Source organism: Halogeometricum sp. S3BR5-2 (assembly GCF_031624635.1).
Lineage (GTDB): Archaea > Halobacteriota > Halobacteria > Halobacteriales > Haloferacaceae > Halogeometricum > Halogeometricum luteum.
The window spans coordinates 1-25453 of the sequence record NZ_JAMQOQ010000005.1 but is presented as its reverse complement, the minus strand read 5'-3'; the positions used below and the strand labels follow the sequence as shown (position 1 = coordinate 25453).

Annotated in this window: 28 protein-coding genes, 1 tRNA gene and 1 pseudogene; 14 read left to right on the top strand and 16 right to left on the bottom strand. The window is 66.6% G+C overall.

Annotation, left to right across the window (positions count from 1 at the left end; genetic code table 11):
- Positions 1-73: 73 nt before the first annotated feature.
- Complete coding sequence (locus NDI79_RS16720) at positions 74-595, top strand: metallophosphoesterase (protein WP_310929769.1); 522 nt, start codon at positions 74-76, stop codon at positions 593-595.
- 19 nt (positions 596-614) lie between these two features.
- Here the strand turns inward: NDI79_RS16720 and NDI79_RS16715 are convergent, their stop codons facing one another.
- A complete protein-coding gene (locus NDI79_RS16715; RefSeq protein ID WP_310929768.1) occupies positions 615-1535 on the bottom strand; it encodes an ArsR/SmtB family transcription factor in 921 nt (306 codons plus the stop codon).
- A 69-nt stretch (positions 1536-1604) separates the two neighbouring features.
- On the opposite strand from NDI79_RS16715, the gene NDI79_RS16710 reads away from it, so the two are divergent.
- The 3 genes from NDI79_RS16710 (at position 1605) to NDI79_RS16700 (ending at position 3411) form a co-directional block, all read left to right on the top strand.
- The gene (locus tag NDI79_RS16710) at positions 1605-1784 is read left to right on the top strand and encodes a DUF7859 family protein (protein WP_310929767.1); all 180 of its coding nucleotides are present in this window, start codon (positions 1605-1607) and stop codon (positions 1782-1784) included.
- A 7-nt stretch (positions 1785-1791) separates the two neighbouring features.
- Complete coding sequence (locus NDI79_RS16705; protein ID WP_310929765.1) at positions 1792-2994, top strand: inorganic phosphate transporter; 1203 nt, start codon at positions 1792-1794, stop codon at positions 2992-2994.
- A 63-nt stretch (positions 2995-3057) separates the two neighbouring features.
- Entirely contained in the window at positions 3058-3411 is a 354-nt protein-coding gene (locus NDI79_RS16700; RefSeq protein WP_310929764.1) for a hypothetical protein, read from the top strand.
- A 36-nt stretch (positions 3412-3447) separates the two neighbouring features.
- Here NDI79_RS16700 and NDI79_RS16695 read toward each other — a convergent pair whose 3' ends face one another.
- On the bottom strand, positions 3448-4821 hold the full coding sequence (locus tag NDI79_RS16695) for a hemolysin family protein (RefSeq protein ID WP_310929763.1): 1374 nt from the start codon (positions 4819-4821) through the stop codon (positions 3448-3450).
- 231 nt (positions 4822-5052) lie between these two features.
- Here NDI79_RS16695 and NDI79_RS16690 point away from each other — a divergent pair, with 231 nt between their 5' ends.
- Genes NDI79_RS16690 through NDI79_RS16680 form a run of 3 tightly spaced genes read left to right on the top strand, consistent with a single transcriptional unit; the run spans position 5053 to position 6526 of the window.
- Positions 5053-5340 carry a glutathione S-transferase N-terminal domain-containing protein gene (locus tag NDI79_RS16690; RefSeq protein WP_310929762.1) on the top strand — a complete coding sequence of 96 codons (288 nt, stop codon included), beginning with the start codon at positions 5053-5055 and terminating at the stop codon, positions 5338-5340.
- Positions 5340-5855 (top strand): redoxin domain-containing protein, encoded by a 516-nt coding sequence (locus tag NDI79_RS16685; protein ID WP_310929761.1) that lies wholly within the window; start codon positions 5340-5342, stop codon positions 5853-5855. The genes NDI79_RS16690 and NDI79_RS16685 overlap by 1 nt, the downstream gene beginning before the upstream one ends.
- 47 nt (positions 5856-5902) lie before the next feature.
- Entirely contained in the window at positions 5903-6526 is a 624-nt protein-coding gene (locus tag NDI79_RS16680) for an L-threonylcarbamoyladenylate synthase (protein WP_310929760.1), read from the top strand.
- 24 nt (positions 6527-6550) lie between these two features.
- On the opposite strand, the gene NDI79_RS16675 is transcribed toward NDI79_RS16680, so the two are convergent.
- Positions 6551-7219 (bottom strand): CRISPR-associated protein Cas4, encoded by a 669-nt coding sequence (locus NDI79_RS16675; RefSeq protein WP_310929759.1) that lies wholly within the window; start codon positions 7217-7219, stop codon positions 6551-6553.
- A 76-nt stretch (positions 7220-7295) separates the two neighbouring features.
- Complete coding sequence (locus NDI79_RS16670) at positions 7296-8171, bottom strand: adaptin (protein WP_310929757.1); 876 nt, start codon at positions 8169-8171, stop codon at positions 7296-7298.
- A 187-nt stretch (positions 8172-8358) separates the two neighbouring features.
- Between NDI79_RS16670 and fer the strand changes: the two genes are divergently transcribed.
- Positions 8359-9072, top strand: coding sequence for a ferredoxin Fer (gene fer, locus NDI79_RS16665; protein WP_310929756.1), 714 nt, complete (start codon positions 8359-8361; stop codon positions 9070-9072).
- A 14-nt stretch (positions 9073-9086) separates the two neighbouring features.
- Here fer and NDI79_RS16660 read toward each other — a convergent pair whose 3' ends face one another.
- A complete protein-coding gene (locus tag NDI79_RS16660) occupies positions 9087-10082 on the bottom strand; it encodes a DUF7972 family membrane protein (RefSeq protein WP_310929755.1) in 996 nt (331 codons plus the stop codon).
- 212 nt (positions 10083-10294) lie between these two features.
- Between NDI79_RS16660 and NDI79_RS16655 the strand changes: the two genes are divergently transcribed.
- Complete coding sequence (locus tag NDI79_RS16655; protein ID WP_310929753.1) at positions 10295-10579, top strand: HalOD1 output domain-containing protein; 285 nt, start codon at positions 10295-10297, stop codon at positions 10577-10579.
- Between the two features lie 95 nt (positions 10580-10674).
- Positions 10675-11046 carry a hypothetical protein gene (locus tag NDI79_RS16650; RefSeq protein ID WP_310929751.1) on the top strand — a complete coding sequence of 124 codons (372 nt, stop codon included), beginning with the start codon at positions 10675-10677 and terminating at the stop codon, positions 11044-11046.
- Between the two features lie 139 nt (positions 11047-11185).
- Here NDI79_RS16650 and NDI79_RS16645 read toward each other — a convergent pair whose 3' ends face one another.
- The 5 genes from NDI79_RS16645 to NDI79_RS16625 form a co-directional block, all read right to left on the bottom strand.
- Positions 11186-11359 carry a hypothetical protein gene (locus NDI79_RS16645; protein WP_310929750.1) on the bottom strand — a complete coding sequence of 58 codons (174 nt, stop codon included), beginning with the start codon at positions 11357-11359 and terminating at the stop codon, positions 11186-11188.
- 189 nt (positions 11360-11548) lie between these two features.
- Entirely contained in the window at positions 11549-13450 is a 1902-nt protein-coding gene (locus NDI79_RS16640; RefSeq protein WP_310929748.1) for a glycoside hydrolase family 127 protein, read from the bottom strand.
- Between the two features lie 354 nt (positions 13451-13804).
- Positions 13805-13877, bottom strand: a tRNA-Pro gene (locus NDI79_RS16635).
- A gap of 47 nt (positions 13878-13924) precedes the next feature.
- Positions 13925-15787, bottom strand: coding sequence for an SLC13 family permease (locus NDI79_RS16630; protein WP_310929747.1), 1863 nt, complete (start codon positions 15785-15787; stop codon positions 13925-13927).
- 80 nt (positions 15788-15867) lie between these two features.
- On the bottom strand, positions 15868-17928 hold the full coding sequence (locus tag NDI79_RS16625; protein ID WP_310929746.1) for a DEAD/DEAH box helicase: 2061 nt from the start codon (positions 17926-17928) through the stop codon (positions 15868-15870).
- 106 nt (positions 17929-18034) lie between these two features.
- On the opposite strand from NDI79_RS16625, the gene NDI79_RS16620 reads away from it, so the two are divergent.
- A complete protein-coding gene (locus NDI79_RS16620) occupies positions 18035-18664 on the top strand; it encodes a hypothetical protein (RefSeq protein WP_310929744.1) in 630 nt (209 codons plus the stop codon).
- A 68-nt stretch (positions 18665-18732) separates the two neighbouring features.
- Here NDI79_RS16620 and NDI79_RS16615 read toward each other — a convergent pair whose 3' ends face one another.
- The gene (locus NDI79_RS16615) at positions 18733-19116 is read right to left on the bottom strand and encodes a cupin domain-containing protein (RefSeq protein ID WP_310929743.1); all 384 of its coding nucleotides are present in this window, start codon (positions 19114-19116) and stop codon (positions 18733-18735) included.
- 167 nt (positions 19117-19283) lie between these two features.
- Here NDI79_RS16615 and NDI79_RS16610 point away from each other — a divergent pair, with 167 nt between their 5' ends.
- Positions 19284-20459, top strand: coding sequence for a CBS domain-containing protein (locus NDI79_RS16610; RefSeq protein ID WP_310929742.1), 1176 nt, complete (start codon positions 19284-19286; stop codon positions 20457-20459).
- Between the two features lie 18 nt (positions 20460-20477).
- Here the strand turns inward: NDI79_RS16610 and NDI79_RS16605 are convergent, their stop codons facing one another.
- The gene (locus NDI79_RS16605) at positions 20478-21245 is read right to left on the bottom strand and encodes a competence/damage-inducible protein A (RefSeq protein WP_310929741.1); all 768 of its coding nucleotides are present in this window, start codon (positions 21243-21245) and stop codon (positions 20478-20480) included.
- A 144-nt stretch (positions 21246-21389) separates the two neighbouring features.
- Here NDI79_RS16605 and NDI79_RS16600 point away from each other — a divergent pair, with 144 nt between their 5' ends.
- Positions 21390-22847, top strand: a complete 1458-nt coding sequence (locus NDI79_RS16600; RefSeq protein WP_310929740.1) for a carotenoid oxygenase family protein — start codon at positions 21390-21392, stop codon at positions 22845-22847.
- Between the two features lie 366 nt (positions 22848-23213).
- Here NDI79_RS16600 and NDI79_RS16595 read toward each other — a convergent pair whose 3' ends face one another.
- Positions 23214-23372: a DUF7331 family protein gene (locus NDI79_RS16595; protein WP_310929739.1), complete on the bottom strand. Its 159-nt coding sequence runs from the start codon at positions 23370-23372 to the stop codon at positions 23214-23216.
- A 458-nt stretch (positions 23373-23830) separates the two neighbouring features.
- Here NDI79_RS16595 and NDI79_RS16590 point away from each other — a divergent pair, with 458 nt between their 5' ends.
- The gene (locus NDI79_RS16590) at positions 23831-24154 is read left to right on the top strand and encodes a hypothetical protein (protein ID WP_310929738.1); all 324 of its coding nucleotides are present in this window, start codon (positions 23831-23833) and stop codon (positions 24152-24154) included.
- A 348-nt stretch (positions 24155-24502) separates the two neighbouring features.
- Here the strand turns inward: NDI79_RS16590 and NDI79_RS16585 are convergent, their stop codons facing one another.
- The 3 genes and pseudogenes from NDI79_RS16585 to NDI79_RS16575 form a co-directional block, all read right to left on the bottom strand.
- Positions 24503-24811: a hypothetical protein gene (locus NDI79_RS16585; protein ID WP_310929737.1), complete on the bottom strand. Its 309-nt coding sequence runs from the start codon at positions 24809-24811 to the stop codon at positions 24503-24505.
- A 39-nt stretch (positions 24812-24850) separates the two neighbouring features.
- Positions 24851-25339, bottom strand: a complete 489-nt coding sequence (locus NDI79_RS16580) for a tyrosine-type recombinase/integrase (protein WP_310929736.1) — start codon at positions 25337-25339, stop codon at positions 24851-24853.
- Positions 25339-25453 (bottom strand): annotated as a pseudogene (locus NDI79_RS16575) (IS630 family transposase); the annotation flags it as partial. The gene NDI79_RS16580 and the pseudogene NDI79_RS16575, both read right to left, overlap by 1 nt.

Below are 25453 nucleotides of genomic sequence, written 5' to 3'. Positions count from 1 at the left end.
CTCCCGCACCGCACTTCGCCGCCGCGGCGACCGAGCGGAACGTTCCTATCCCCCCGATTCGTAGCCCGACCCGATGCTGACCGTCGTCTCCGACACCCACAGCACGGACTCGCACCGACTCACCGGTCGGACGCTGGACGCCGTCCGCGAGGCGGAACTCGTCGTCCACCTCGGCGACTTCATGCGCGAACCCGTCCTCGACGACTTCGAGTCGGAGTCCTCGCGGCTTCTCGGCGTGTACGGCAACAACGACGACGCCGAGATACGAGAGCGACTGCCGGCGGCGCGGACCCTCACCTTCGGGGGTCTGACGTTCGCGGCGACGCACACGCGCCGCGGCGGGTCGACGGCGCTGTCGATGTTCGGCCGCGAACGCGACGCCGACGTGGTCCTGTTCGGTCACAGCCACCGGCCGACGTTCGAGGCGACGGGCGAGGTGACGCTCCTGAACCCGGGGAGCCACGCGCAACCGCGCGGACATCGCGCCGCGCACGCCGAACTCGAAGCCATGACGGACGGCGGCGTCACCGGCCGACTCGTCACCGTCGAGGGCGACGCCTTCGAGACGTTCACGATACCGCCGTCCGATGGGTGAGGAGTGACCCGCCGCTCCGTCAGCGGGTGACCCACCAGTAGGCCGTCGCGCAGGCGAGCGTCGCGACGCCGCCGAGGAAGAACAGTTCCGCGGGCGCGAGCGTCGACAGCGCGGCGACGACGGGGACGGCGTCCGCGCCGCCCCCGCCGGAACCGGCGGCCGTCTCCAGCGCCGTCCGGGTCGCATCGGCGGCGTGCGTACCCGCGCCGCTCGGCGCTTCCGCCGCCTGCGTCGCCTCCGCGGCCCGCGTCGCGGCCTCCGTACTCGTCGCCTCCCCGCCGGCCGTCGACGGCGCCTCCGCGATACTGAATCCGCCCCCACTGCCGCCGTTTCCGGCGTCCGTCGGCGTCGCGGCGGCGGTCGGTGTCGACGTCGACCCCGCCGTCGCCCCCGTTGCGTTCGCGCCGGAGGGGGCGCCCGGCGCCGCCCCGCCCTCGCCCCCGTCGCCGGCGAGCGAGACGGTGGGCCCCGCCGCCGTCCGCGTCAGTCGGTCGACGACGACGCTGCCGAGGGCGACGACGCCGAGGCCGCCGAGCAGTCGCGAGAGCACCGACCGGAGGCCGCTCGTGTCCTCCTCCCGGCCGGCGACGACGACCAGCGCCCGGTCGGCGGGCGCGTAGACGGTCATCTCCCGGCCCTTCTCCGAGTAGGCCGTCCCGTCCGGTTCGATGAGGCCGGCGTCTTCGAGGCGGCCGAGGTGGTACTGGGCGTTCTGAATCGAGGTGTCGGCCCGGTCGGCGACTTCCGAGGGCGTCGCGGGGTCCTCGTGGAGCGACGAGAGGATGGTCCGGGCCGTCTCCGAGGAGATGGCCGAGAGCAGGTCCGACACCTCCTCGCCGTCCAGTCCGACGACGCGCGGCTCCTTGTCGTCGTCGGACGGGTCGGGTCGGAAGGGGAGGATGTCGGCCACGTCGTCGCCCGATTTCCGGTGCGTCGACATGAGTCTTCTCCTCCTTTCGGCCCGGAGCGCGGCGAAACGGCTTTACCTCCGCCCAAGAAAGCCTCGGCCATGTTCTCCCGCCCCTTGCAGAGTTTCCTCGACGGCGCCGTCGAGTTCGTCCTCTCGGAGCCGATTTTCGTCGGATTCGTCGTTCTCATCCTCCTGTTCGTCTTCTTCGGGTATCTCTTCGTCCGCCGGACGGTACTGGGGATGCGCGAGGGATTCGACGAGGGATACCGGGGGAAGTAGCCGGCCGATGGCCGCCTTCGGAACGCTCGCGACGCTCGTCGTCGCGGCACTGGCCAGTCTGTTCATGGCGTGGGCTATCGGCGCCGGCTCCTCGGGTTCGACGCCGTTCGCCCCCGCCGTCGGCGCGAACGCCATCTCGGTCATGCGCGCGGGGTTTATCGTCGGTCTCCTCGGCTTCGCCGGCGCCTTCCTGCAGGGCGCGAACGTCACGCAGGCCGTCGGCAACGACCTCGTCGTCGGTAACGTGCTGACCGCGAGCGCCGCCACCGTCGCGCTCATCCTCGCCGCCGGCCTCGTCGCCCTCGGCGTGTTCGCGGGCTACCCTATCGCCACCGCGTTCACCGTCACCGGCGCCGTCGTCGGCGTCGGCCTCGCCAACGGCGGCGCGCCCGCGTGGGACAAGTACCAACAGATCGTCTCGCTGTGGGTGCTCACGCCGTTCCTCGGTGGGGGCGCGGCGTACGGCACCGCGCGCCTGCTCCGCAACGAGTCGGTGCCCGAACGGGTCGCCGTCCCGGTGCTCGCGGGAATCGTCGGCGCCATCGTCGCCAACATCGACTTCGCCCTCCTCGCGGGCGGCGGCGCCGACGCCGGGTCCATCGCGGGGTACGTCGCCCGGTCGCTGCCGGCCGTCGACGCGGGCGGCGTCCCCCTCGGCGCCGTCGCCGTGACGCTCGCCGTCGCCCTCCTCGCCGCCGCCGCCGTCGCCCGAGAGATGCGCCGCGACGAGGCGGCCGGTCAGCGCCGGTTCCTGCTCGTCCTCGGCGGTCTCGTCGCCTTCTCGGCGGGCGGGAGCCAGGTCGGCCTCGCCATCGGACCGCTCGTCCCCCTGCTCGACGAGGTGGCCCTCCCGCTCCCGGCGCTCCTCGCCGGCGGGGGCCTCGGCCTCCTCGTCGGGTCGTGGACGGGCGCGCCGCGGATGATAAAGGCGCTCGCGCAGGACTACTCCTCGCTCGGACCGCGGCGCTCCATCGCGGCGATGATTCCCTCCTTTGCCATCGCGCAGGTGGCCGTCGCGCTCGGCATCCCGGTGTCGTTCAACGAGATAATCGTCAGCGCCATCGTCGGCAGCGGGTTCGCCGCCGGCGGCGCGGGCGTCAGTCGCGAGAAGATGGTGAAGACGGTGCTCGCGTGGGCCGGATCGCTCGCCCTCGCGTTCGGGCTCTCCTACGGCGTGTTCACGGCGCTGGCGCTCCTCTTCGGCCTCTGAGTTCCCGTCCTTCTTCGTGTCGCCAGAGTCACGCTCATCCCGCTCGGACGCGTATCTCCTCTCATGTCCTCCCCCGTGAAGCGGCCCGACCAGGCCGGCGAGGACGACGGTCGACTCGGACGAGTTCTCTACGCCGCGTTCTGGGCCCTGTTCGGGGTCGGGTTCCTCGCGTTAGGACTCGCTCGCGGACTGACGCTCGTCGGCCTCGCCTTCGTCGTCGTCGGCGCCGGCGGCTTCGTCCTCGCCGGCTACTCGCTCGTGGCGCCGCCGACGGCGATTCCGACGACCGACGTGTTCTCGCGCCGCGCCGACGGCGCGCCGGTCGCGGACTCGCGGAGCGTGCTGGCGGCGTACGCGCTGGCCGTCGTTCTCCTCGGCGTCGCACTCGTGCTGGTGGCGCTGTGGGCCCTCGCCTGAGGGCGGGACCGCACGTTCACGACCTCACGACCCGCTTCACGACTCGTTCTCTATCTCCTCGGCCTCGGACTCCTCTTGGTCCTGCGGGTCGTAGGACTCGTCGACGGTGATTCGCGCCTTCATGATGCGCGTGTTGTCGACCTGCTCGATACGGATGGTGATGCCCTCGAACGCGATCTCCTCCCCCTCTTCGACCAGGCGGCCGGCGCGGTTGAAGATGAATCCGGCGAGCGTCTCGAACTCCTCGCCCTCCGGCAGGTCGAGTTCGAGCACCTCGTTCACCTCGTCGATGTTCACCTCGCCGCGGACGAGCGTCTCGCGTTCGTTGACGAACTCGAACGCCTCCTCCTCGTCGTCTTCGAGGATGTCGCCGACGATCTCCTCGACCATGTCCTCCAGCGTGAGGAGGCCCTCGGTCGTCCCGAACTCGTCGATGACGATGACCATCTGCAGGCGGTTGTCCTGTATCTCCGCCAGCAGTTCGTCGACGTTCTTCGACTCGGGAACGTGCAAGGTCGGCTGGACGATGTCGGCGAGTTTGCCGCCGCCCTCGCCGTAGAACTGCTCGCGGACGAGGTCGCGGATGTTGACGATGCCGATGACGTTGTCGAGGTTACCGTCGTAGACGGGGACGCGTTCGTGGTCCGACTGGATGCAGGTCTCGATGGCCTCGTCGAGCGTCGCGTCCTTCGAGACGGCGGTCATGTCGAGACGCGGCGTCATCACCTCCTTGGCGATGGTGTTGTTGAAGCGGAAGATGCGGTCGAGCATCTCGCGTTCCTCCTCCTCGATGACGCCCTCGCGCTCGCCGGTCTGGATGAGGTCCTGAATCTCGTCGCGCGTGATGTACGACGTCTCGATGGACGACCGGCCGCCGGTCACCTTGTTGATGACGCGCGTCAGGTAGTCGAAGAAGACGACCAGCGGGAACAGCACGTACTCGGAGTACTTCAGCGGCCGCGCGATGCGGAGCGACCACGACTCGGTGTTCTCGACGGCGTAGGACTTCGGCGCGCTCTCGCCGAACAGCAACACGAGCGTCGTGATGCCGAACGTCGAGATGAGAACCGCGAGGCCGGCGTCGTAGTAGATGCCGACGATGGCCGTCGAGATGGACGACATCGCGATGTTGACGATGTTGTTGCCGACGAGGATGGTGATGAGCAGTCGGTGCGGGTCGGATTTGAGGTCGCTCACGGCCTTCGCTCCCGGGACGCCGCGTTCGACGAGCGAGTCGACGCGGTGCTTGGCGAGCGAGAACATCGCTATCTCCGACGAGGAGAAGAACGCCGAGAGGGCGATGAGCAGGACGATGGCGACGGCGCCGCCGATGGTGATGGTGGTGTTGTCTACCGGGACCGTCGGCACCTGCAGGACGCCGGCCGCGACCGAGGAGGCCGCGTTACTCATCGCACTGGCGGGCTGAACGGAGACTGCCGAACCCGCCGGAGGGCGGTGCTGAGCAGCGAGAGATGGTACGAGCGACGACAAACCCATGCAAATACGTCCACTTGTCCGGCCCCGGAATTAAGAGTTGCCCTCTCCCTCCGGTCCGAACGCCCGTCTCGTCGGGTTTCGCCGCTCGCGGCGGGGGATTCCGGGGGCGAAGCGCTTAGGGACCGGACAACCCTACGGGCGAGCATGACGGGCGACGAACCGGCGATTACGCTGTATCGACTCCAGGCGTGCCCCTTCTGCGAACGGGTCGTCCGCGTGCTGGACGAACTGGACCTCGCCTACGAGTCGCGCTTCGTCGAACCGATGCACTCCGACCGGAACGTCGTCAAGCGCATCTCGGGCAAGCGGACCGCCCCGGCCGTCGTCGACGACGAGACGGGCGTGACGATGTCCGAGTCGGCGAACATCGTCGACTACCTGAGAAACACCTACGGCGACGGCTCTGAGGCGAGCGAAGGGGGTGCGGCCTGATGGTCGACTTCGAAGTCGTCGACCTGCCCGAGTCGGACCACCCCGAAGTCGGCGACACCGCGCCCGACTTCACCCGCCCGCTCGTCGGCCCGGAGTACTGGGAGGACGTCGCCCTCTCGGACCTCACCGACGAGGGACCGGTGCTGCTCGTCTTCCACCCGATGGACGGCGCGTTCCCCTCGACGTACGTCTGGAACAACCTCCGCGACGAGGGCGTCGTCGACCGGGTGGCCACCGTCGGCGTCTCCGTCTCCTCGCCGTACGAGCACAAGACGCTCCTCGACGAACGCGACATCGAGGACTCCGTCCGCCTCTACTCCGACCCCGCCGCCGGCGTCGCCGAGGGGTACGGCATCGAGAACCCCCTCGACGGCATGACCGGCATCACCGAGCACCGTCCGGCCGTCTTCCTCCTCGACGGGGAGCGCACCGTACAGTACGCGTGGGTCGCGAGCGAGTGGCCCGACTTCCCCGACTACGAGGAGGTCGCCGAGGCCGTCGAAGAGCACGCGTAACGCTCCGGCACCCTCTTACTCCCCCGCCGTCTCCCATCCGACGAGCGATGTCGAACCTCGACGACTCGATAGACGCGGCCGCGGCGGCCGTCCGCGCGGGCGAGGCCGTCGTCTATCCGACCGAAACCGTGTACGGCCTCGGCGCGGACGCGACGGACGCGGACGCCGTCGAACGCGTGTTCGAACTGAAGGGGCGCGACCGGACCAAACCGCTCTCGGTCGGCGTCCCCGACGTGGCCGCCGCCCGCGAGTACACCCGCCCGACCCCGTTCGAGGCCCGGTTCATGGAGCGGTTCCTCCCCGGCCCCGTCACCGTCGTCGTCGAACGCGGCCCGGCCCTCCCGGACGTGCTCACGGCCGGCGGCGACCGCGTCGGCGTCCGCGTCCCCGACTACGAGGTGACGCTGGACTTCTACCGGCGCGCCGACCGGCCCGTGACGGCGACCAGCGCGAACCGGAGCGGCGCCCCCAGCGTCCGGACGCCCGCGGAACTGGACCCGGACCTCCGCGAACGCGTCGGCGCGGTCCTCGACGCCGGCGAGACGCCCGGCGGCACCGAGAGCACCGTCGTCGACCCCGGGCGGAACGTGATTCACCGCCGCGGCGCGATGTCCGACGAGGTGGCGGCGTGGCTCACAGAGGAGACGGGCGACCCGCCGACCGTCGAGTAGGCGGTCGTCGGAACTCGGGAGCTCTCACAACCCAAGCAGCGTCTTCAAAGACCGCGTCTTCGTCCCGCACGTCGTCCGGTACTCGCAGGACGCGCACTTCGCCGAGTCGTTCACGCGGGGCGGCACGCCCGTCGTCCGCCTGACCGTCCACAGCGTCCGCCGGTAGGCCCCCGCGTTCCGCGTCGTGACCCGGACCGTCCGGACGACGCCGTGCGCCGGATACTCGACCAGCGCCCGCGGAATCTCCTCCTCGCGCTCCCACGCCAACGCCTTGGCGACGGCGACGGCGCGGACGCGCTGGGGTTCCCAGACGCCGCGTTCGGGCGGGTCGCCGGGGGAGACGAGCGTGGGCGTCGGCGGGTCGCCGTCGAGCACCTTGTGCGCGATTCCGTGGCAGTCGCGGCCGCGGAGGAACACTTCGCGACCGGACGGGTCGGCCAATCCCGCCCAGTCGTCGCGCTCGGTCAGACGTTCGAGGTTCGCGCGGTAGGCGCCGGGAGCGACCGAGAGCGGAAGGTCGGCGAGTTCGGCGTCGTTCGCCGCCCGCAGGTCGTCGTAGCGGAACGCGAGTTCCCGGACCGCTTCGACCTCGGGCGGCGGCGCGTGGTCGTCGTACTTCTCGGCGTAGTACAGTTGCCGGGGGCAGTAGGCCGCCCGCGCGAGGTGCGAGAACGGCGTCGAGGGTCGTGACACGGGGACGCTGGCGTCGCTCCCGTACTTGAACGTTCGTCGAGCGGGGAGCGGCGGAGAAACGGGAACGAACCGACGCTCAGAGGTCGAATCCGGGTTCGCACGCGAGCAGTTTCGTCATCGCGTCCTTCGTCGACCCCTCGCGCACGCCCAGTTCCGCGTCGGAGACGGCGGCCAGTCGCTCGACGGCGCGTCGTCGCTCCGGCACTTGCGAGGGATGCTCGCGGGCGAAGTGGACGAGCGAGACGTGCGCGTACGTCCGCACGTCCCCGTCGTCGTCCGACAGCGTCTCGGGGAGCGCCGTCACCGTCCGCGGGAACCGCCGAGGGTCGGCGCCGAGCAGTTTCCCGGCCGCCATCACGCCCGCGAGTCGCACCGTCGCGTCGCCGTCGCGCATCGCCGCCGTCACCTGTCTGTCGGTCCGGACGACCGATTCGGGGAACGCCTCGCCGACTTCGCCGACGACGGCCAGGGCAGCCCATCGGGTCGGTGCGTGCGGCGTCTCCAAGCGCCGCACGGCGGCGTCGAGACCCTTCCGCGCCGCCGCGGGGCGGACGGCGGCGAGTTGCGCGAGGGCGCGCATGCCGACGAACGAGAGCGACTCGGCGTCGGCCGCGGCGAACGCCGCGACGTCGTCGGCCCACACCTCGAACTCGACGGGGCGGAGGAGGCCGATGAGGTCCAACGCCTCCTCGGCGGCCCGTCGGGCTTCGTCCCCGCAGTCGCGGACGATGACCAGCAGGTCGCCGACGGCGTCGCCCGCGGCCACGGGGTCAGACAGCGCCGTCTCGACCACCCGGTCGACGTACGCCGCCGGGTCGACGGCGCCGTCCGGGTCGTCGGGGACACCGGTCGCTCGCTCTTCGCCCGCCGTCCGGTCCGGCGTCCGCTTCTCCGCGCTGTCGTCGACGGTTTCGAGTCCGGCGTCGTCCCCGTCTGGAGGGTTTCGTGACACGATGTAGCCTCGGATGTTGCTCGCCACTGCACGACGGGGACGGTTATAGCTACGCCAGCAATTCCCCGTTTTGAGAATTTGGGCGCCCCTATCGTCGACTCTTCCGCCGTCCGTCGGACGCCCGCCGGGAAGGCGTCGAGTTTCCGGGAGGGGAGAGGATTTACGTGCCCGTTCCTTACCGCCGAGCGTGGATTCTCCGTTCGACGTTCTCGGAGTCGGGCCGGACGCGGACGACGCGGAGGTCGACCGGGCCTACCGGCGCCGGGTCATCGAAGTGCACCCGGACCAGGGCGGGTCGGCCAGCGAGTTTCACCGGGTCCGGACCGCCTACGAGCAGATCATGTCCGGCGAGGTCCCGGACCCGGCCTCGAACGGCGCCGCGGCCGGTCCCGGTTCCCCCGACGACTCCGACCCCGGCGCCGAGTCCGCCGGCGTCGACGACTCGGACGCCGGCGAGGACGAGGAGGCCGAACAGGAGGGGTCGCGGGTCGAGTACCTCAACTACGAGGTGCTCGACGACCACGGCTGGGACCTCGGCGACGACGACCTCTTCGAGAAGGCGGCCGAGGCGGGTCTCGCCCACGAGGACTACGGCCAGTTCCTGGCACACCCGCACGAGACGCTGCTCGAAGCGGCCGAGAACCGCGGGTTCGCGTGGCCGTACGCCTGCCGCGGCGGCGCGTGCGCGAACTGCGCCGTCGCCGTCTTCGAGGGCGAGATGGACACGCCCGGCGACCACATCCTCCCCTCGACCATGCTCGACAGCGACATCCGCCTCTCCTGCATGGGCGGCCCCGTCTCCGACGAGATGAAGGTCGTCTACAACGTCAAACACCTCCCCGGCCTCGACGAACTCCGCCTCCCTCCCTACCCGTTCGACAAGGCCCGCATGAACGACTGACGCGGGAGTGGGGACTACTTCTCCTGTTCCGGCGCGGTGAACGGTATCGTCGCCGCGGTGCGGCGATTGACCGTCGCCGTCCGAACGATGAACGACGCGAGGACGGCCAGCGGCGTCAGCGCGAGCGTTATCGACACCGGGACCAACAACCTGAGGTGGTCCACCGCGGCCGGATTTCCCGACTCGACGGTCATGAACAGCAGCGACGCGATGGCGACTCCCTCCGCGGGGAGGCCGGTGACGAGGAGGACGCGCGAGAACGACGACAGCTCCTGTTTGAAGTACACCGTCTTGAAGTACTGGCGGGCGACGTCGATGCTCTGGAGGCCGTCGATGAGGCGGTCGACGGACGCCTCGACGGAGTCGGGGAGGTCTCCCTCGTGGTCGTGCTTCGTCCGCCGGAGGTCGTTTATCTGCCGCGCGTAGTTCGTCGTCAGCATCGCCGAAAGCACGTCGATGGTGCCTGAGGAGCCGCCGACGAGCAGCTCGTCGGTGCGGTCCAACTCCTCCGTGAGCGTCGCCATCACGTCTAGTATCTCGTCGGCGACGGCCAGCTCCGACTCGCGGACCAATCCGCCCAGCGCCTGCGATTCCTGTCGCGTCGCTTCGAGCAGCAGGCGAAGGAACTCCAGCGGTTCCACCGGGGCGATTCGCCCGGCGGCGTCCTCGACATCGCGCCGGTAGTCTATCACGTCAGATATCTGCCGACGGAGTTCGCCGGGCGCGCTGAACTCGCGGGACAGGAGTAACTGGTTGACGGACACGACGACGGTGATGAGCGTGAGATTTCCGCTTATCACGCCGCCGTAGACGTAGTACACCGCCTGCAGGTCCGAGAGCGGGAACTCACCCGAGAGCGACAGTCCGGTCAAGGCGACGAGGACGGCGCCGACGATACCGGCGCTCACGACCGTTCTGTCGCCTCGAAGGAGGATCCACTCTCGCACCGCGCGGAGGCTGTTCGCGGGCCGGACGGACGTCGTCTCGGTGTGCTGGGTATCGTCGGTCACGCGTCGTCACCCTCGACGGGGACGGCCGGTAGATGCGCGAGCCGTAAAAATCCGGCTCGACGCCGCCGTACCGACCGACAGTCCTGTCGAGGAACTGGCGATTCAGTGGCTCTACCCCCATCTATTTGCTACTACGCGTCATCACACGAATCACGACGGCAACGCGGTGACGCCGGTGCGGACGTCGCGGACGCAGTCGGAGAGGGGAAACAATGAGCAACGATACCACGAGGGCCGATTCTGACGCACTTCCGACTGACGAACCACCCCGGGAACCGCTGTTACACGAGATCGTCTCGCGGGTCGCGGCGGCGAACGACTGCGAGCCGCTCGACCTCCGGCCGGTGTCGAGCGTGGTCGACCCGGAAGCCCTCGAAGCGCTCTTCACCACGTCGGAGACGGCCGTCACGGTCAATTTCCCGTACGGAGGCGGACTCGTGCGAGTGAGCGAGGCGGGCGTGGAGTTCGACTCCGAGTTGAGGTCCGAGGTCGACTGACCGCATGACTGTCTCGGCGTCCGCCCCTCCGGACGTGCGGCGTCGTCCCGCCCGACTATCGACAATTATTTGACAACTCGTCCGTGATTCACGGTGTGTTCGACCGCACGTCCCTCCTCTCCGGCGCCGCCGTCGGCGCCGTTCCCGTCGCAGTCCTTTACGTCGACGGCTTCTGGGACCCGTGGCTCGCGTTCTTCGTCTGGATATCTTGGACCGTCGTCGGACTGCTGTTCTTCCGGAGCGACCTGCGCGCGTCCCGTTCCCGGTGGCAGCTCCTCTATATCCTCCTCATCGTCGGCGGCGCGCAGTTCGGCGTCCACACGAACCTCCCCATCCCGTCGAGTCTCACCATCGCCCTCGGATTTCTCGTGCTCGGCGTCGGAACGGCGTCGCTGCTCGTCGGCGTTCAGATAGGCCGCGAAAACGCGTCGTCCGCGTCCGGTCCGACGGCCGCGACGACGGACTGAGTCGCCCCCCGGCGACGTCCGTCCGCGGTTCCTCCGACCCCCCGGTCGGTTTCCCCGCCGCGTTCGGCTCTCCGCGTACCCCCCTGTTCCCCGTTTCTCTACCCCCGTCTTCTATCTCCCCCCTTCGAGACGAAGCGACTCAGTAGTGCGAGCAGTGCCCGTCGAGGTGGTGCCGAACGGTGTCCTCGTCGAACTCGAAGTGCGTCGAGAGCGCTTCGACCGTGTACCCCACTTCGGCGGCCAGTCGCATCTCGGTGCATTCGTCGGCGTCCACGGGTTCGAATTCGTCGTTGAGTTCTGCTTCTGTGTGCATACTTCCCCATTGGACGGTGGGAGGATTGGAATTATGCGTATATACATAGCCACTCGAAAAACGGGTTACTATAGTGGCGGCATACAACTATATACCTGATATTCACTATCTAGAGACATAAACGTTACGAAGCATTTTCGGATCAGCATCGCGGGTCCGTCGCGACGACTCCGTCGGTTCCGACGGCGGCTACCTTGTCGGAAGCCAGACCGCCATCCGCCCCTCCTCGCGGTTGTCCCACCCGTAGTACGGAACCGCGGTGACTCGCTTCTCCTCTCGGTGCTCCTCCCACTCCCGGTACAGACGACCGTCCCAGCCCTCGGTGCCGGCGACGCGGGTTTCACCTTCGAGCGCGACCACGCCGTCCAGCAGGTCCTCATCCCAGCGGGCGTCGAGCGAATCCTCGGAGTCCATCCGCAGACGCGACGGCGGGACGTCGACGTCCGTCTCCTCGACGCAGTACACGAGCGGGCCGCGCTGGAGGGCGAGGCGCCCGGCGTCGTCGGGGAGGTCCGGGTGGGCCATCATCCGTCGGACGGGGAGGTTGAGGGAGAGTTCGACGCTGTCGCCGTCGTGCCACGTCCGGTCGAGGGTACGGTAGCCGTCGTCGGCCTCGCCCTCGACCCGCTCGCCGTTCACGCTGAGTCGGGCGTCGGCGCACCACTCGGGGACGCGGAGGTGTAGCGCCGCCTCGACGGGCGAATCCACTCCGATTTCGAGGTCGACGGAGCCCTCCCACGGATAGTCGGTCCGCTGAGTCACCGACACGGTTTCGCCCGCCACCGTGACCTCGGTTTCGCTGCCGACGTAGAGGTTCACGTAGACCCCGCCGTCGGTCGTCGCGTAGACGTACTCGCCGAGCGACGCCAGCAGGCGGGCCAGGTTCGGCGGGCAGCACGCGCAGGCGAACCAGCCCTTCCGGTGGTGGTGGCCCAGGCTCTCGAGCGGGTTCTCGTAGAAGAACGCGGTGCCGTCGAGCGAGGTGCCGGCGAGCGCGCCGTTGTACAGCGCCCGTTCGAGGACGTCGTAGAAGCGTCCTTCGCCGGTCAGACGGAACAGCCGGCGGTTCCAGAAGACGCTGCCGACGGCCGCGCAGGTCTCGGCGTACGCCGTTCGATTCGGGAGGTCGTAGTCCTCGGTGAAGCGCTCGCCGTCCGCCGTCGACCCGATGCCGCCGGTGACGTACGTCCGCCGCTCGGTCATGTTGCGCCAGAGTCCCACCAGGGCGTCGAGCAGGCCCTCGTCGTCCGTCTCGCCGGCCACGTCGGCGGCGCCGCAGAAGAGGTACATCGCGCGAACCGCGTGACCCTCCACGGTCTCTTGGGCGCGCACCGGCGCGTGCGTCTGGTAGTAGGTCGGGTCGTACTCCGACCCGGTGTGCCACTCCTCGTCGCCCGGGAGTTCCTCGGCGTGATCGGTCTCCCACTCGAAGCGCCCGGTCGTGCCCCGCGCGTCGACGAAGTACCTCGCCAACTCGAGATAGCGCTCCTCGTCGGTCGCGCGATGGAGTTTCACCAGCGCGAGTTCGATCTCTTCGTGCCCCGGCGCCGCGTCGAGTTCGCCCTCGCCGGTCCCGAAGACCCGGTCGACGTGGTCGGCGAACTCCGTGGCGACCGTCAGCAGCGAGCGCTCGCCGGTCGCGCGGTAATGTGCGACGGCCGCCTCGATGAGATGCCCCGCACAGTACAGTTCGTGGAGGTTCCGAACGTTGGTCCAGCGCTCCTCGTCGAACTCGAGTTGGTGGTACGTGTTCAGGTAGCCGTTCTCGTCCTGAGCGGCCGCTATCAGGTCGACGAGTTCGTCTACCCGCTCTTTCAGGTCCGGGTCGTCGCGGTTCGCGAGGACGTAGCTCGCGGCTTCGAGCCATTTGTAGGCGTCGGAGTCCTCGAAGCACATCCCCCGAAACCCGCCGGTCTCTCCGTCGCGGACGCGCCGAAAGTTCGGCAGGCAGCGCTCTCCGAGTCGGTCGTACTGATGCTCGATGGTCGTCTCGCGATTCGTCGCCAATCGCCCGTTCCAGAACTCGTCGTCGACGGACACGTCCGCGAGGGGAACCGGGGTCGGTCGGTCTTCCGAGGGAAGGAGTGACACGGGGCAGATTCCGAACCGGCGCACATAAACCCCAACGCCTCGACAGTTCGAGGTCGGGAAAACGCTCGAAGGGGCGAACCGCTCGCTCGGCCTCGGCCGACCGTGGGTCTCTCCTACTCGAACCCCGTTTGTTCCTTCCCTCCGCTCTCACCCGTCGTCACGTCCACTACACAGAGGCGAGTCTCGGCCCTTTTTGCTCCAGATTTCGGCGGGGTGCACGAGACGCGAGGCGTCTCGCGAGAGCAGTCGCGCGGAGTGCGACCCGACGAGGTAACACGGCGAAACGGGGCCGCCCGGATTCGAACCCCGGTCGCTCGGCACGGTTTCGTCCTCGCTTCGCTCGGACAGAAATAGTGGGACCGCCCGGATTCGAACCGGGGTCACGGGCACCCAAGGCCCGAAGTATACCAGGCTAACCCACGGTCCCGCGTCTACGGTTCAGTCCGTCCGGCGGTAAAGCGTTTCGCTCGGGTCTCACGCGGGCGGCGTGAGACCCCACCACGCGGCGATTCCGACCGTCGTCACCACCGCGAACAGCAGTTGCAGGGGGGCGCCGACCCGCAGGTAGTCCGTGAAGCGGTAGCCGCCGGGGCCGTAGACGAAGAGGTTCGTCTGGTAGCCGACGGGCGTCATGAACGCCGTCGACGCCGCGAACGTCACCGCGAGGATGAACGCGAACGCGTTCGCGCCGAGCGTCTCCGCCGCCTCGACGGCGACCGGAACCATGAGCACGACGCTCGCGTTGTTCGAGACGACGTTCGTCAGCAGGGCGGTGACGAGGTAGAACACCCCGAGAACGCCGACGAGGGGGAGCACGTCGCCCGACAGCACGACGAACTCCGCGAGCAGTGCCGCCGCCCCCGAGTTCTCCATGGCGATGCCGAGAGGGATGACGCCCGCGAGGAGGAAGATGACGTCCCACTGGACGGCGTCGTACAGTTCCGGCGGGCGGAGACACCGCGTCGCCACCATCGCCAACGCGCCGGCGAGCGCCGAGACGACGATGGGGACGACGTTCAGCGCCGCGAGAGCGACGACGACGGCGACGATGCCGATGGCGACGGGAATTTTCTCCTCGCGGTAGTCGTGCCGGTGGACCTCTTGGGCGACGATGAAGTCGCGGTTGTTGTCGAGGCGTTCGACGCTCTCGGTCGTCGCCTGCACGAGGAGCGTGTCGCCGACCCGGAGCGAGATGTTGTCCATCCGCCGACGGACGAGTTCCCCGCCGCGGCGGAGGGCGAGGACGGTGGCGTCGTATCGCTGGCGGAAACTCGCCGAGGCCAGCGACTCGCCGACGAGCGACGAACCCGGCGCGACGACGACTTCCACGAGGTTCTGCCCGGACTCGCCCGCCTCCAGTTCCGCCTCGTCGACGGTGACCGGAACGAGGTCTAAGCCCTCCACGTCGAGCAGTTCGACGAGCGTGTCGCGGTCGGTTCGAAGCGCGAACACGTCACCGGACTGGATCTCTTTCGGGCCGAGGGGTTCGAGGAATACCTCGCCGCCGCGGATGAGTTGGATGAGGTCCACGTCGAACTCCGTCTCCACGAGCGCCCGTTGGACCTGCTGGCCCACCAGCGGCGAGTCCTCCCGGACGACGACTTCGGTCAGGTAGTCGCTCATCTCGAACTCCTCGGTCAGGTCGCGTTCGGGTTTGATGCGCTCGGGCGTGAGCCACTTCCCCACGGTGAGCAAGTAGACGGTGCCGACGACGCTCACGGCGAGTCCCAACTGCGTGAACTCGAACATGGTGAACGTCCGGCCGATGAGGCGGCCCGAGAGGTCCGAGGCGAGGATGTTCGTCGACGTGCCGATGAGCGTGAGCATCCCGCCGAACATGGAGGCGTACGACAGCGGCAGGAGCAGTTTCGACGGCGAGGTGCCGCCGCGTTCGGCGAGGTCGGTCACCATCGGCAGCAGGATGGCGACGGCGGCGGTGTTGTTGATGAAGCCCGAGATGGGGCCGACGACGCCGATGGTCGCCCCCAACTGCCGGGACTCGCTGTCGCCGGTGAACGACGCGATTTTCGCGCCGAGCATCTGGACGATGCCGGTCCGCTGGACGCCCTCGCTCAGGATGAACATCGCCAGCACCGTCAGCGTCGCCGTGCTGGCGAACCCAGAGAGCGCCTGCTGCGGGTAGGGGTCGAACAGGAGAATCGGCTCGGCGAGGAGGCCGAACGCCACCAGCCACTCGGAGGCCGGTTGCGCGAGCATCAGCGTCACCATCACCCCGAGTGCGGTGACGTCCACCGGCACCGGTTCGGTGGCGAAGAACGCCAACGCGAGGAGGATAACCGCGAAGACGACGACGACACTCGGGGTTATCGTTACCACACCGTCACCGAAACACCCCCGTCAGAAAAGGATACAGGTTCACGCGGCTGCCGTTTGCCGGTTTCCCAGGGGTATACCCGCTACAGTTCCTCGTCGGCCAGTTCCATCTCTGCGACGACGTCGTACGGGCTCAGACCGCCGCGGATGCCGTCGAGGATGCGGAAGGCGTCCCGCGGCGCGAGGAAGTGCCGGCAGACGGCGCGGCCGAGCGGCGTCGGCTCGAAGCCGTCGATGAACTTCCACTCCAGGAGCTTTCCGACGGCGTGCTTCGTCGGCACGTCGCCGAGCATCCGGTCGTTCAGCCGTTTCGCCTTCTTGCCCGCCACGGTGATGTTCGCCAGCGTCTCCTCGGCGGCGGCGGACTCGTCGTAGACGGTGACGACGTCCTCCATCTCCCCCTTCAGGAGTTTGAACGCCACCTCGTCCTCCGTCATCTCCATGGAGTTGTGGTAGGAGGCGTCGGGTTCGACGAGGAGGTACACCGTCCCTTGGTCGTGGTAGTCCGGCCGCCCCGCCCGCCCGAGCATCTGCTCGAACTCCTGCACCGAGAGCCACTCGATGCCCATCGCCAGCGTGTCGAACACCACCTGCGAGGCGGGGAAGTCGACGCCGGCGGCCAGCGCCGCGGTGGTGACGACGGCGGCCAAATCCTGGTTGCCGAACTGCCGTTCGACCTGCTTGCGGCGACGGTAGTCGAGGCCGGCGTGGTACGGCGCCGCGTCGTACTCCAGTTTTCTGGATATCTCGTGGCAGCGCCGCCGGGAGTTGGTGAACACGATGGTCTGGCCCCGGTAGCCCTTCGAGGACTTCGTGTCGAACTCCCGCCTGACGAGTTTGTTGATGATGTCGGGTTTCTCGCGGCCGTCGGCGAACGTGACGTGGCGCTCGATGGGGACGGGTCGCTCCTCGAACTCGATGAGCGTCGCTCGGAGTTTCTGCGCCAGCGTCTCCGGGTTCCCGACCGTCGCGGAGAGGTAGACGTACTGCGCGCCCCCGTAGTTGCTCCGTCGCTCCTGTCGCTCCTCGCAGTAGTGCTTGAGACGAGAGATCATCCCGTCGAGGCGGTGGCCGCGTTCGTCCTCCTTGAGCGTGTGCACCTCGTCGATGACGACGGTGGCGATGTCCCCGAGGTCCTTGCCCGTCCGCAGGGCGTGGTCGATTCCCTCGTAGGTGCCGACGATGACGTCGGCGTTCGGGTCGAAGCGGTTGCCGTCGTCGTTGATGCGCGAGGCGCCGACGCGGATGGTGACGTTCAGGTCGTCGCCGTAGCGCTCCTCGAAGTCCTCGTGCTTCTGGTTGGCGAGGGCGACCAGCGGAACCAAGAAGAGCATCTTCCCCTTTCCTTCGAGCGCGCGGTTCACGCCCGCGAGTTCGCCGACGAGCGTCTTCCCCGTCGCCGTCGCGGACACGACGAGTTGGTCCCTGCCGTCGAACAGACCGTTGTCGACGGAGAGCGACTGCACGGGAAGGAGGGTGTCGAAGCGGCCCTCCACCATCGACTGGAGTTTCGGGTGCAGGTCGAGCGTCGAGGTGGAGACCAACTCCACGTCGTCCGTCGTCGCCGAGACGGTGTCGAACTTCGTGAGGTCGGGGTCGAGCCCCCCTTTCAACAGGTTCGAGATGCGGCCGAGGTCCTGCGTTTCGAGGAGGAGGGCTTCGAGTCGCTCCTGTGCGGCCTGCGTCATCGCTCCCGTCCCGGAGAAGTCGAGTTCCCGCTCTAATTCCCGCTTCGCGCAGTCCGGACAGATGTACTCGTTGTCCGTCTTGATGGCCGTCTCCTCGGTGATGGGCGAGTAGCGGCCGTTCGAGGCGCAGAAGCGGCAGGTCCGAACGACGAGGGCTTCCAACTGGTAGCCCTCCAGCATCTCGCGGAACTCGTCGCGGCGGCTCTTGGAAGTCTGCTGGGAGATGCGGATTCGCTCGGCTCTGCGGGCCAGTTCGACGAACTGGCTCGGGTCTCGGGGTTCGTCCGACGACCCGCGCTTGACGCGGAACTTCGCGGGGCGGGGGCCGGCGCTCGTCTCCTTCAGTTCGAGCACGGCGCGGAAGACGCGCTCTCCGTCCCGTTGGACGACGACGAGGAAGTCGTCGTTCGTCTCGTGGACGAACAGCGTGTCGACGCGGCCGACCTGTTTAGACACGCTCTGTGGTATGCGGACGGGGTATTTCAGAGATTCGTCTGTGCTTCGGCCGGTGCAATTGATTCAGCAGCAGCGAATACATGCGACGACAGTAGTGTAGATTCATATGAAGCAGCTAATTCATCAGTGTTTGTTAGGCAATCTACTGTTACAGCTTGATACCCGTATTTTGCTTCAAATACTCGCTGTCATTGGAGGAGGAATTGCGTCGTTGCTATTCGCTGCTCCTAGAATCCCTTTCGTTGAGTCGTTTGCTCGGCCGCAGAAATTTGAGACAGGATGGGAGTCGCTAATCACAAATGGATCTCTAAGCTATACCGACCCTGGATTTCGTGAGGTAACTGGATTCCTGCTCAGAGAATATCCAGAATTTAGAAAGCACGTAGCTAACGACCTGAGTATCGATCAAGCCATAGTACCCTACCAGCAGGATGGCTCTGACTGGCTCATCGAGGAAATCCGTATAGCAATGAATCCCGGCGAACTCAGACCGCATATTCTGCTTTGCTACGAGAAATCCACGGATGGTCCTGGGACAGTTGAGACTCGCCGTGGAGATCAAATTCCTGTCACTGCCGATTCTGGCGAAGAGTGGCGGTGGTTTGGAGATATCATGATTATTGAGTATAAAGTTCAGAACTACATTACCAGTGAAATTCAGAAATGGAGTATCTTCGGCGCATTGTTCCTCGCACTTTCTATCGCGCTCCAAACGGCATCGATTATACTGTCATAACATGTTAATTGTGTGAGGATCAAAATGTGCGATCTGACTATTCTTGATGTGAGTGTTCAGATTAGCATTTACTCCTCCTCCAGCAGTTCGATGCTGTCGTCGCCGTTCGGGACGGCACAGAGGAAACTCCCCTCCTCGTCTGACTCGTTTCGGTACCAGTGGACGACGCCCGCCGGGATGAGAAGCGAGTCGCCCTCCGACACCTCGTACTCCTCGTCGTCGATACCGACGGTGTACGACCCCGAGAGGACGTACTGCTCGTGTTCGACCTCGTTCGTGTGCTTCGGGACGGCGGCGCCCGCCTCGAGGACGAACCGCCGAATCGCGAAGTTCGGCGCGCCGTCCGAGTCGTCGAGGAGGACGCCCTTGGACATCCCGTCGGCGGCCCCGACGGCCTCGTACTCCACGTCTTCGGCGCGCTTGACGACCGGTTTCGGCTGGGATTCGCTCATAGCGGGGAGAGGACGACCGGCGGCCTAAACGTTCGCCCCGGGGACGCGTTTCGGCGCCCGGCGTCTTCCGTCGTCCGGCCGCGTCGCCCCCCGCCTCGCCCCGCCACCGGCGTCCGATTCCCGGTATCGAGACTGGACTTATTATCCGTCGCCGGCTAGGCTCCCCCATGCGCGGAATCCGCATCGGACGCGTCTTCGGCATCCCGATTCAGCTGAACCTCACGTTCTTGCTAGTTCTTCCGCTGTTCGCGTGGCTCATCGGCTCCGACGTGGGGCAACTCGTCGGGGTCCTGAACCAGTTCGCCCCCACTCCCATCGACGGCGCGCCGCTCACCGAGGGGTCGATGCAGTGGATTCTCGGCACCGCCGCGGCGCTCGGACTGTTCGTCTGCGTCCTCCTCCACGAGTTCGGCCACTCGCTGGTGGCGATGCGCTACGGCTACGAGATAGAGTCCATCACGCTGTGGCTGTTCGGCGGCGTCGCCAGTTTCGTCGAGATGCCCGAGGACTGGCGGCAGGAACTCGTCATCGCCGTCGCCGGCCCCCTCGTGAGCGTCGCCGTCGGCGCGCTCTCGCTCGTCGGCTTTCTCGCCCTCCCCGCCTCGCAGGGGCCCGCGAAGTTCGTCCTCGGCTACCTCGCGCTGACGAACGTCCTGCTAGCGGTGTTCAACATGCTCCCCGGCTTCCCGATGGACGGCGGGCGCGTCCTCCGCGCGCTCCTCGCCCGCACCCGCTCGCACGCGCGAGCGACGCAACTCGCCGCCGAGGTGGGCAAGGCGTTCGCGTTCCTCCTCGGCATCGTCGGCCTGTTCTCGAACCTGTTTCTCGTCGCCCTCGCCTTCTTCATCTACATGGGCGCCTCTTCGGAGGCCCAACAGACGGTGATGAAGGCCGCCTTCGAGGACGTGACCGTCCGGGACATCATGACCGACCGGGACCGACTCGACGTCGTCGACGTGCGGACGAGCGTCGCGGAACTGCTCGACCGGATGTTCCGCGAGCGACACACCGGCTACCCGGTGCTGAAGAACGGTCACCTCGCGGGGATGGTGACGCTCAACGACGCCCGGTCGGTGAACGAGGTCGAACGCGACGCCTACCTCGTCGGGGACGTGATGTCGGGCGAACTCACCACCATCGGCCCCGACGCGGGCGCGATGGACGCCATCACGGTCATGCAGGAGAACGGCGTCGGCCGACTCCCCGTCGTCGACGAGGAGGGGGAACTCGTCGGTCTCATCTCGCGCTCGGACCTCGTCACCGCGCTCAACATCATCCAGTCGCGCGGGTCGCTCCCGGCGGTCCGTCGGGGCGACCAGACCGAGGTGGTCGACCCGCGGTAGCCGACGACTCCCGGCGTTCTACTCCGCGCCCTCGACGCCTTCTCCGTCGACTTCGGTCCCCGCCTCGACCAACTCCCGACCCGCGTTCTCGACCAGCCACGACGACGCCTCGGCCAGCACCGACGGGTCCGTCGCGGTGAGTTTGATGCGCGTTCGGGTCCCCTCGCGGTTGGGGTAGCTCCCGACCCGGATGTTGAACCGCGCGGCCGCCTCCGCGAGCGGTTCCGCCATCGCCCCCTCCGGTTCGGGCGTGTAGAACGTCCTCGTCGCCACGGTGCCGCCGAAGTCGTCGGCGACGTTCCCGAAGACGGCCCGCATCTCCTCGGGGATGCCCGGGAGGACGTAGACGTTCTCGGCGACGCACCCCGGCGCGAGGCCCTCGGGGTTCGGAATCGGCGTCGCCCCCGCGGGCATCGAGGCGTACCACGGCACTTCGAGGTCGAAGTCGATGTCGGGCCGCCGTTCGAGGATTCGCTCGATGGTCGCCTCCACGTCGGCGGCGGCGACGGAGTTCACCTCCAACTCCAGGTCGAGTCCGGCGGCGACGCCGTCCATCGTCAGGTCGTCCGGCGTCCCCCCGAGGCCGCCGGTGACGAGGACGGCGTCGAACGACGCCGCCCACTCGCGGACCGTCTCGGCGATGACGGACTCCACGTCGGGGACCGTGAGCACGCGGACCACCTCCGCGCCGCGTTCGGTCAGTTCGCGCGCCAACCACGTCGCGTTGGTGTTGTCGATGTCGCCGGCGAGCAGTTCGTTGCCGACGGTCACGATGGCGACGTTCATGCGTCGGCTACGACCGCCGGACGGATAGCCCTACTGCGAGACGGCGTGGCGGGCCGGGGGAATCGGACGGGACGGGGACGGAAACAGCGACACCCTCGTCGTCCCGAATGAAAATCTCATATAACAGTGCCGTCAACGTCGCCCATGAACCGGTGGTCGCTCGGCCTGCGGAGCCAACCGGAGACGGTTTCGGACGCCGAGTTGCGGGTCGAGGGGACGCTCCCCGACTGGGTGGACGGATCGTTCGTCCTGAACGGTCCGGGACAGTTCGACGTGGGGGGTCGGCCGTTCGCGTACTGGTTCGACCCGTTCGCGATGCTCCGACTGCTCGACGTGAGCGGTCCGGACGGAACCGTGCGCTACACCAACCGGTACGTCGATTCGGAGGACTATCGGTGGGCGCGCGACCGCGGCGGCGTCCGCACCGCGTTCCCGGGCACGCCCCCCGACCGGTCCCCGCTCGTTCGCTTCGGCCAACTGCTGACCGGGCGGTTCACCGACAACACCTCCATCGGAACCGTCCGAATCGGCGGCGACTGGGTGGCCGTCACCGAGTCGCCGTGGGGCTACCGCATCGACCCCGAGACGCTGGAGACGGGCGAGCGAATCGACCTCACGCGCGGCCTCCCCGTCGACGCGACGCTCGGACACGTGCACTTCGATTCGCGAACGGAGGAGTTCTGGGGGCTCGGGCTCTCCTACGGGCCGAAGACGGGCTACGTGGTGTTCAAACGCCCCGCGAACACCCGCGTGCCGACGATGGTCGCGCACCTGCCGTTCCGAGACATCCCCTACGTTCACTCGTTCTCCCTGACCGAGCGATACGTCGTGCTCCCGGCCGTCCCCTACGGTCCGAACCTCGTCGCCCTCCTCGCGGGGTCGCTGTTCGACTCGACGACGTTCATCGAGTCCTTCGAACGGCGCGAGGACCCGACCCGGTTTCACGTCGTCGACCGGCGGACGGGTGACGTCGTCGCGACGCCCGAGACGGACCCCTTCTTCGTCTACCACCACGCGAACGCCTTCGAGGACGGTGACGAGGTGGTCGTCGACGCCGTCGTCTATCCGGACGACCGGGCGATAACCGGCCTCTACCTCGACGAACTCCGCTCCGGCGACCCGGACGTCCCGCCGGGCCGTCTGGTCCGCTTCCGACTCCCGTTGGACGGGCGCGGCGCCGTCTCCCGAAAGTCGCTTCACGACGGCCCCGTCGAGTTCCCCACCATCAACTACCGCGGTCACAACGGCCGTCCCTACCGCTACGTCTACCTCGCGGAGATGAACGCCGGGCCGTTCCCCACGGGACTGCTGAAGTTCGATATCGAGACGGAGACGGAGACGGCCTGGACGCCCGCGGCCGCCGACGGCGGGGACGCCTACCCTAGCGAGGCGACGTTCGTCCCCCGCCCCGACGGGTCCGGCGAGGACGACGGCGTGTTGTTGACGCTGATGCTCGACCCGGCGGCCGAGCGGTCGGTGCTCGTCGTCTTGGACGCCGGGACGATGACCGAACTGGCGCGGGCGACGCTCCCTCACTGGACGCCGTACCCGTTCCACGGTCAGTTCTACGACCGCGAGAATCCGACGCGGACGATGCACTGAAATCGAACGCCGAACGCGGCGCTCCGACGAAAAGAGGACGTACTGGCGTGGAAGTGACATCTACCGAAAGAAGACCCGAACTCCGTCGGGCGTTCGACGATTTCTACCGGCCGAGCGGCGTCTGCCATGGACACGATTTTGGTATACGTGCCGCTCGGTCGCGGGTCGTCGTTCTCGCCGCAGCGAGATTGCGTGTGATGTGTGGTCGTCGCGCGAGGATTTCCCCCGAACCCCTCGACGACGACCGGGAGGGCCGCAGCAGGGACCGATACCGATCGACTCGCTATTCTGCCTGTCGTGACGAACTGGTGCTTTCCGATCGCCCACCCACCCCGGTCTCCCCCGAGACCGTTCGGGTCTCCCCCCTCAGGGTTCGATCGGAATCGAGACGGTCGACTGGATCCACGCGCTCTCGTTCTCGTGGTCCTGGATGACGACGACCGTTTCGTCGTCAGACTCGTACTCGATGTACTGATACTCCCCATCCGTTCCGGCGTCGTCTGTCGATTTTTTTGGCGTCTTCATCGTTGTTGTCGACCTCCCCACCGTCTCTGTGGCACGTCGTTCGACACTCTCACCAATGGGGTATGGGCATATACCGATACTGTCTATATGTATAGTTACCCGGCCCGGTCGGTACTATAATACCGAAAACAGCGCCCGCATTAGTAGGAATAACTTACAATCACTAAAAGATTACTGTGGTTGTATAGTATGTGTTCTCCGAGGGCGGTCGGGTTCCCGTACGGTCGGAAGGGGCGAGTTCGCCGCCTGCGGCGGAGTACGAGGGTCCTACCGCGACACAACCGATGCGACGGTGCGGGTTCAACGGGGGGTTAAGGCCCGTTCGCGGGCGGTAAACGATACAATAGCCAAAAGCGGTCGCACGTATGGAGAGTCATGGAAACGAGTACGTCTGACGGCGGATGCGTCGAGTCCCTGCGAACCTGCACGCACACCTCGAAGGGCACGGGCGAACGCCGATGAGCGACGACCCGAACATCGTCGACCGGATCAAGCCGACGTACCCGCAGTTACAGGACCTCCGGACCGACGACACCGACGTCTCGGAGGACGCCCCGATCGGACCCGGCGAGACCGTCCGTATCGACTACCGCGAACCGACGCTCGTCACGCGGGCGGGCACCGCGCGAACGTACAGCGCTCGGAACCTCGAGGACGGCGAACCGGTCGGCGAGGCCTGGTCGCTCTCGGAGACGGCCGTTCGGGGACTGATGCGGCGCTACGAGTGGACGCGGATGGAAAACGAAGCGGTGGCGTCGGTACGCGGCGAGAGGGGTGAGTGAGAACTGACGTGCGTCGAAGGCCTCTTCCGTCGGCGAACTTCGCGTGGTAGAGCGAGAATCGGGACACGGCGGAGGAGTGGTAGGTCCGGGTGCGAGAATTGAACCCCACTCGCTCCTTCCAGTCGCTCGCTGGTTCAATCTCGCCGTACGGACTTTTCACTCCTCACTTCGTTCGTCGGAAAAGGTCCGGGTGCGAGAATTGAACCCGCGTCTCAGCCTCCACAAGGCGTGGCGAAAACACGAACCATATTTGGTGCATCTTTTACCAACAGACTGAATCTGAAGTCAATAGAATGTTCTTCTAAGGTATATTTAAGCTACCGAATCTCACAGCAATAGTGGTCAGTGTTACGACTTCGCTGCTTCAATAATCTCTTCGTCGACGTTGAGATACTGCTCAGCTGTCGGTCCCAGCCGATAGATTCCACTTTGCTTCGATTCACGCTGTATCCATCCATACTCCTCCATCTCCCTCAGAACTCGCTTTACAGTGTGTCTCTCCGTTTCTTTGAACGGTAGCTCGGCAAGTTTGAATTTCCCTTTGTCGGCCAAGTAGCGTAACGCGATATTCCAAGCTTGGTCACGCAGCGTCATGGTCTGCACATTCCACTGTCTGCTCTCAGGTAGGTGTGTATCATAGTGGTCTGCCTTTCCCATGAGCTTTTGAGCCGACTCTACTTGTGTTTCACTCTCCCGCTACCGCCTGCTAAAGTACCTATCAGCTGCTTGGTCAGCAGTCATTACGTACCGCATCGCTGTTTCATAGCGGTCGATTCGGAGTTGATGCATCAGGGTGATAATGTCGCCTTCTTTGTTTATGATGTCCGTCCCCACACCCCGTCGAATCATGTACCATCCATTCTCGCGCTCCTCAACGTTCATCCCCGCTGCCCGCTGAAGGCTCATCAACTGATATCGGAGTGAACGCGCACTGTATGGCTTATTCTTTTGATTGAGCCAAACGGCATCTGTACCTTCGTACGCGGGGTCTTCTTTCCGTTCTTCAAGCCAGTAATTGAAGACTCGGGCCGCTTCGGGACTGATTTTCCCACTCCGGTTTCTCTTTCCGGCTTTGCTGTCTTCTTCCCGCGGGAGACTGAGATGCGCATCGTTTTCGTTCTCTGTGTCGAACCACTGAACTCTAGAATCCTCTATATCACAGGGCCGGAATCCTATAGTAGACACTAGAAGTAATTGCTCACTTTAGGGACGGAGAGTTTGTCGAGAGCGGTGTCGATCGCTGTTGTTAGCTCGTCGAGTGAGTCAAAGAATCGGTTGCTCAGTGCCTTTTGCAGCTGT